The organism is Moorena sp. SIO3B2, assembly GCF_010692525.1.
Taxonomy (GTDB): domain Bacteria; phylum Cyanobacteriota; class Cyanobacteriia; order Cyanobacteriales; family Coleofasciculaceae; genus Moorena; species Moorena producens.
This window is the reverse complement of record NZ_JAAHHE010000352.1, coordinates 1-6,053: the sequence shown is the minus strand read 5'-3', so window position 1 is coordinate 6,053 and position 6,053 is coordinate 1. Positions and strand designations below refer to the sequence as shown.

6 protein-coding genes are annotated in these 6,053 nt (G+C 45.0%); 3 read left to right on the top strand and 3 right to left on the bottom strand.

Annotated features, from left to right (window positions below):
* The first annotated feature begins 100 nt into the window (after positions 1 to 100).
* The 3 genes from F6K38_RS33370 to F6K38_RS33360 are packed head-to-tail and all read left to right on the top strand — an operon-like array spanning position 101 to position 2,707.
* Entirely contained in the window at positions 101 to 310 is a 210-nt protein-coding gene (locus tag F6K38_RS33370; protein WP_287266060.1) for a hypothetical protein, read from the top strand.
* Between the two features lie 11 nt (positions 311 to 321).
* Positions 322 to 1,791 (top strand): Asp-tRNA(Asn)/Glu-tRNA(Gln) amidotransferase subunit GatA, encoded by a 1,470-nt coding sequence (gatA, locus tag F6K38_RS33365; RefSeq protein ID WP_287312613.1) that lies wholly within the window; start codon positions 322 to 324, stop codon positions 1,789 to 1,791.
* A gap of 19 nt (positions 1,792 to 1,810) precedes the next feature.
* A complete protein-coding gene (locus F6K38_RS33360; RefSeq protein WP_008190229.1) occupies positions 1,811 to 2,707 on the top strand; it encodes an alpha/beta hydrolase in 897 nt (298 codons plus the stop codon).
* Between the two features lie 198 nt (positions 2,708 to 2,905).
* Here F6K38_RS33360 and F6K38_RS33355 read toward each other — a convergent pair whose 3' ends face one another.
* The 3 genes from F6K38_RS33355 to F6K38_RS33345 form a co-directional block, all read right to left on the bottom strand.
* A complete protein-coding gene (locus tag F6K38_RS33355; RefSeq protein WP_008190226.1) occupies positions 2,906 to 3,613 on the bottom strand; it encodes an ROK family protein in 708 nt (235 codons plus the stop codon).
* Positions 3,614 to 3,912: 299 nt separating this feature from the next.
* Positions 3,913 to 4,818: a S1 RNA-binding domain-containing protein gene (locus F6K38_RS33350; protein WP_044495335.1), complete on the bottom strand. Its 906-nt coding sequence runs from the start codon at positions 4,816 to 4,818 to the stop codon at positions 3,913 to 3,915.
* A 77-nt stretch (positions 4,819 to 4,895) separates the two neighbouring features.
* Positions 4,896 to 5,639, bottom strand: a complete 744-nt coding sequence (locus F6K38_RS33345) for a dienelactone hydrolase family protein (protein WP_008190223.1) — start codon at positions 5,637 to 5,639, stop codon at positions 4,896 to 4,898.
* Between the last annotated feature and the right edge of the window lie 414 nt (positions 5,640 to 6,053).

Here is a 6,053-nt window from a genome sequence, read left to right as displayed (position 1 = left end):
ATGCGTTCGCGAAGCGGTTCCGTTCGCGTAGCGTGGCCGAAAGGCCAAGGAACATCGCGCCCAATTTCCCTGAATCAAAATCGGGTGCATCTTCTAAAAGTTGTTTGACCCAGCAGTGGTGCGTTACGGGCAGCAACCTAACCCTGGCTACGAGGCCAAACATGAAGGCCCCCCTAACGCACCCTACGCAACTCCCTGCTCCCTACTCCCGACTCCCGACTCCCGACTCCCTTTCCTAAAGCCTGAGCCCAAACCCCTAAGCACGGAATTTTTTGTCAGAATACTAGAGTTGAAATGGTTAAGTCAGTAAAGGTAGTAAGCATGGACACGGTCCGCGAGTTGCATCAACAGCTAATCAACAAAGAACGCTCAGCTGTAGAAATCACCCAAGAAGCCCTAGATAAGATTCAAGCCCTAGAGCCTCAAGTCCAAAGCTTCCTCCACATCACCTCAGACTATGCTTTAGAACAGGCCAGTCAAGTAGATGCGAAAATCGCAGCTGGTGAAGAGCTCGGTACCTTGGCCGGTATACCCATTGGCATCAAAGACAATATGTGTACCCAAGGGATTCCGACCACCTGCGGCTCCCGGATTCTGGCCAAGTTTGTCCCACCCTACGAGTCAACAGTGACCCAAAAACTCAAAGATGCTGGGGCAGTAATGGTAGGTAAAACCAACTTGGATGAATTTGCCATGGGGAGTTCTACGGAAAACTCGGCTTTTCAACTTACTAAAAACCCTTGGAATTTATCCCATGTCCCCGGCGGCTCCTCCGGGGGCTCAGCGGCAGCCGTAGCTTCTGGGGAATGTCCTATTGCTCTGGGTTCTGATACCGGTGGTTCTATTCGTCAACCGGCTTCTTACTGTGGAGTAGTTGGCATGAAACCGACCTATGGTTTAGTATCGCGCTATGGTTTAGTGGCATTCGCATCGTCCTTAGATCAAATTGGACCATTTGCTCGCACTGTAGAAGATGCCGCTATTTTACTGAATGCGATCGCAGGATATGACCCCAATGACGCGACCAGCCTCAAAGTAGACATTCCCGACTATACCCAATTCCTGCAACCAGACCTAAAATCCAACGGTAAAGTTAAGATTGGTATTATTACAGAAACTTTTGGTGAAGGCTTAGACCCAGTAGTAGAGAAAGCAGTCACTAAAGCGATTGATCAGCTCAAAGACTTAGGTGCTGAGATTCAGGAAATTTCCTGTGCTCGATTCCGGTATGGTTTGCCTTGCTACTACATCATTGCTCCGTCAGAAGCATCAGCAAATCTAGCTCGCTACGATGGCGTTAAATATGGCTTACGGGCATCAGATGCTGACAATCTCCTTTCTATGTACACCAAAACCCGTGCTGAAGGGTTCGGTGCAGAAGTCAAGCGCCGGATTATGCTAGGAACCTATGCCCTATCCGCTGGTTACTATGATGCCTATTATCTCAAAGCCCAAAAAGTTCGTACTCTGATTAAACAGGATTTTGAAGCAGCCTTTGACAAGGTCGATGTGCTAGTCTGTCCCACAGCTCCCTCCACAGCATTTAAAGCTGGGGAAAAGACAGAAGACCCCTTAAGTATGTATCTGACTGACCTGATGACTATTCCAGTTAACCTGGCTGGGTTACCAGGGATGAGTATACCCTGTGGCTTTGATGAACAGGGATTACCAATTGGGATGCAGTTGATTAGTAATGTATTGCGGGAAGACCAGCTATTTCAAGTAGGTTATGCTTATGAACAAGCAACCGAATGGCATCTAAGCCAACCGGTTTTGAAGGATGAAGGATGAACTATGAAGATCATTGATTATGTTGATTGTTGCAGGATTTATAGCGATCGCTTACGCCTTAGTCTGTACCTCAGTGTTGCTGTTGCAACATCGGCTAATGTTTTGTCCGGCTTCAGTGATTGAAAATACACCAGCTGACTTTGGTTTGCCTTACGAAGAGCTTTGGTTACCAATATCCAATAAGGGTAAAATTGATAAAATCCATAGCTGGTGGATTCCCTCTGACTCACCAGAAAGTAAGGTGATGCTATATCTGCACGGTAATGCCTGTAATATTGGGTCATATCTTGAAATAGCCCAACGGTTACATCAGCTAGGTTTATCCCTGCTGCTGATTGACTACCGAGGCTATGGTCGCAGCGACGGTAAATTTCCTAGGGAATCCCAAGTTTATCAAGATGCTCAAGTGGCTTGGGATTATCTAGTCCAACAACGAGGCATCAATCCCCAAGATATTTTTGTCTATGGTTATTCCATAGGGGGAGCAATCGGGATTGATCTAGCGGTGCGTAACCCAGACATGGCAGGGTTGATTTTGGAAGGCTCATTTACTTCCATGCGGGATATGGCAGATTATCAGGGAAAATATGGTTTCTTGCCGATCGATCTTCTGCTTACCCAGCGGTTTGACTCAATTAGTAAAATCAAGTCACTCCAAACACCTATATTCTTAATCCATGGCACTAGTGATACCACAGTTCCTGCTAGGATGAGTCAAGTCTTGTTCGATGCTGCTACAGTTCCTAAACAGCTTTGGCTAGTTCCTGATGCAGCTCACAATGATTTGACAACTGTTGCTACTGCCGAATATCAGCAGAAAATTCGGGAATTTGTCACACAGGTTTATGCAGGACAAGCTATAGCCCAGCAATCTAGTAGTAAGCATTCAGCGGTCAGCGGTCAGCGGTCAGCCTAATGCTTAAAATAAACCCAGCGTAGCGTGCGCATCTCAAGTAGCGTGCGCAATGCGCAAATGATAGAATTTAATAGTTCGAGATTAATGAGAATTGAAAATCTGGGGAAAAGTCCATCATAAGCATATGCTGATAGCTGATAGCTGATAGCTGATAGCTGATAGCTGATAGCTTAGCGCTATAGTATTTCACGGCTTTTTCTAATCCCGCCACAAAGCAATACCCCCCAATAACCCAGCGACATTGGGCACTACTTTTACATTGGGGGGTAGCTCAAAGTTAATTTTTTTGGCTTCACCACCACCAATGTAAAGGTAATTATAATTAAACAAACGCTCCAGGCATGCGATCGCTTTTTGGAGCCGATTATTCCATTTCTTCTTACCGTCTTTCTCTAAAGCCGCTCGCCCCAACTGTTCTTCGTAGGTTTCCCCTTTACGAAAAGGATGGTGTCCCATTTCCAGATTTGGCACCAGCTTGCCATCCACAAATAAAGCAGAACCAAACCCTGTGCCTAGGGTAATCGTCAATTCCACTCCCTTGCCAGTAATTGCTCCTAATCCTTGGACATCGGCATCATTAGCTACCCGCACCGGTTTGCCTAAGCGTTGAGATAGGGTAGTAGCCAGATCAAATCCCTGCCAATCAGGATCGAGGTTTACCGCCGTATAGGTTATCCCATTGCGAACCACTCCAGGAAATCCCACCGATACCCGTTCAAAATCCCCTTGTCCGAGAGCTAGGGATGCGATCGCATGAATGATAGCATCCGGCTTAGGAGGTTGGGGTGTTTCTAAGCGACTACGTTGGGTGATGGGATTACCCAATTCATCTAATACCATCACCTTAACGCCACTGCCACCAATATCTACGGTAAGGGTATGGATTGGGCTATTGTTTTGATTCATCAGGTATTTTAGTTCACGGTTCACGGTTCACGGTTGACTGTCAACAGTCAACAGTCAACAGTCAACAGTCAACAGTCAACAGTCAACAGTTATAGCACTACGCATTCAGATGTTTGACATTCCTAAACTCCGAAACTTAAGTAATCGCTTACTTTTAGGTGCGACCCGTGGCGAATTTAATTCGACGACTGTAAGCGCACCTTTGACTTCTGACTTCTAATTTCTGACGCTAAGCGTAGCGCTATAACAGTCAACAGTCAACAAGAAACAAAAAACATGATCGATTCAAACGACCTAACTTATGCTTGTAATAGTTTTTGCCTAGCACGTTCAGCACGAGCTGGAGCACTAGCCATTACCTCTGCCATCTTTTCGAGCATTTCTCCTGGGTAATTTTCTAAAACCCTGGTAGACATAGAAATACGACCTTTGCCTTCATCCAAGTTAATAATCATTACCTGGATCACTTGACCGATTTCAAACACTTTGGAGAGGTCTTCAACGAAACTTTGGCTTACTTGCTTAATGTGCAGCAAGCCATTGGTTTGATTAAAGTCCACAAACACACCAAAGGGCTTGATCGCAGCTACTTTACCTTCCACTAATTGTCCCACTTCTAGCTCAGAGAAAGTAGCAGCACGCACAGCTTCCCGCTGAGAAAGCACTAGCTTCTTGCGATCGCGATCAGCTTCTAGGAAATTGACTGTTAGTTTCTGACCAATCAAGGAATCTAGATTGTCGTGCTGACTCAAGTGCGATCGCGGAATGAATCCCCGCAATCCCCGCACATCCACGGTGACACCACCTTTATTCACTCCAGAAACCCGGACATCTAATGATTTTCCATTCTCTTGGAGTTCAACTAACCCATCCCAAACTTGCTTAATCTCCAGCTGACGCCGGGAAAGGGTAACTTGACCATCAGCATTTTGCTCCCGAATAATCAGGAAATCCATTTCCTCATTCAAGGGCAGTACTTCCGACCAATCCAGATCCGATTCTAAGGAAACTTCACTAATTGGTAGATAAGCCAGGGACTTACCACCGATGTCTACATAAGCACCATCGCTTTCGTAGTTATGTACTCTGCCACGTACCACCTGTCCCTGTTTAAACTCATAGTCGTATTCTTCTAGGGCTTGAGCAAAATCATCCATAGAAAAGGATGAATTGCTGGTGGTCGAAGAGGTTGATTTTGAATTCATGATGATTAACGGTTTAAAATCAGTAATGATTTCTGATATAGGAGCAGCTGCTTAAAAAGTTGGGAGCCGGTGACAGTTTAGTCAAGTTTTTCCCTAAACAGCTGCAAAACGTTTTGCCAAGCATCAGTAGCTGCTTTTTCATTGTAGCTAGCCCGTTGGTCACAGAAAAATCCGTGGTCTGCTCCATCGTAACGAAAGACACGATAATTAATTTTATTTTTCTCAAGAGCAGCCTCAATCTGATCAACCTCTTCTGCTGGAATGCTAGCATCTTCCATCCCAAAGAAACCATAGAGTGTACCGTTAATCTCTGGTGTGCGAGTAATCGTTGGTTCACCACCGCCAGGAGTCATGGTAGTAATCCCAGCACCATAGAACGAAGCAGTAGCTTTAATATCGGGTAAGGTAGCAGCCAGATAGGCAACATGACCCCCGAAACAAAAGCCAATAGAGCCGATGGGGTTATCTTGCACAGGGGTTTGACTCCTCAGGTAACCGATGGCCCCTTGGATGTCTCCCAGGAGTTCCGCTGCTCTGGTTTGTTCCTTGTATTCCTTGCCAATGTTAATGTCTTCAATGGTGTAACCTGTCTCAAAGCCTGGAGCAAGGCGTTGATAGAGTGCGGGAGCGATCGCAACATAGCCTTCTTTCGCAAATCGTTCTGTGATATCCCGGATATGGCCATTCACCCCAAAAATTTCTTGCAGCACCACAATTCCAGGAAGAGGTGTTTCTGCCACCGGCATTGCCAGGTAAGCTGCTATGTCTAGATCACCATTGACCACCTTGACGGTAATGCTACGAATTTCCCTATGTGTCATAATCGATTTGGAAGGATGTGAAGCTCTTGCTTGGCAGTTATAGATGCTAAGCTAAAGGTTTTCTTGGCTTTCTGAATTCAGCGCCAATTCTACAGCAGTAGCTTAACTCTAAATTATACCTGTATTTAATAAATAAATAATAAGTTTATTAACTAGTTTACTTAATTGGAGAGTTCAGGATAGTCCAGATTATTACTTTACCATCTATTAATTTTTATTGATTTTTATTGATTTTTATTGATTTAATTATTTGGGAGCTAAATCCGTTATAATTGGCTGATTTTTTTTCAGCTATCAGCTATCAGCTATCAGCTATCAGCTATCAGCTATCAGCTATCAGCTATCAGCTATCAGCTATCAGCTATCAGCTATCAGCTATCAGCTATCAGCTATCAGCTATCAGCTATCAGCTAT

Bases quoted from the DNA above. Each gene is read 5' to 3' on its own strand.
- gatA (WP_287312613.1), top strand. From the start codon at position 322: ATGGACACGGTCCGCGAGTTGCATCAACAGCTAATCAACAAAGAACGC.
- F6K38_RS33360 (WP_008190229.1), top strand. From the start codon at position 1,811: ATGTTGATTGTTGCAGGATTTATAGCGATCGCTTACGCCTTAGTCTGT.
- F6K38_RS33355 (WP_008190226.1), bottom strand. From the start codon at position 3,613: ATGAATCAAAACAATAGCCCAATCCATACCCTTACCGTAGATATTGGT.
- F6K38_RS33350 (WP_044495335.1), bottom strand. From the start codon at position 4,818: ATGAATTCAAAATCAACCTCTTCGACCACCAGCAATTCATCCTTTTCT.
- F6K38_RS33345 (WP_008190223.1), bottom strand. From the start codon at position 5,639: ATGACACATAGGGAAATTCGTAGCATTACCGTCAAGGTGGTCAATGGT.